Annotated in this window: 1 protein-coding gene; it reads right to left on the bottom strand. The window is 42.9% G+C overall.

The genetic code is table 11. From position 1 onward, the window contains the following. Nucleotides 1-357: RRXRR domain-containing protein (locus tag CXF72_RS00525; RefSeq protein ID WP_198552452.1), on the bottom strand; the 357-nt coding region annotated here is incomplete at both ends.

Genomic DNA, 357 nt, shown 5'->3' with positions numbered 1-357 from the left:
CATATTTCTTTTCTCGTAAATGTGAATCAACCTTACTGCGAATAGACGGTGCTAATCGGCCTTTTTTACGCATTGATGCGCGATTTGCCCATCGAGCAGGACGATATCGGCACTTTCTGCCTCTCCGCGTTCTGCGATACATAGCGCGTTGCTGCATTTTCTTGGATATATCGGTGCGCAACTTAACTTCGCTTTGATATAACACTTTTCCGTTGGCTGTAGCGGCACAACCAATATTCTTGCTGCCAGTGTCCATACCACCAATGATCGGCTGTATAAATTCGGTTGTATCTTCCACCATTTTAATAGTGAAAGGCATTCTTTTTTTAACTTTTGCTTTACCTTGTTTAAGCAGCA

Source organism: Psychromonas sp. MB-3u-54 (assembly GCF_002836415.1).
Taxonomy (GTDB): Bacteria; Pseudomonadota; Gammaproteobacteria; order Enterobacterales; family Psychromonadaceae; genus Psychromonas.
This window is presented reverse-complemented; position numbering and strand designations above follow the sequence as displayed.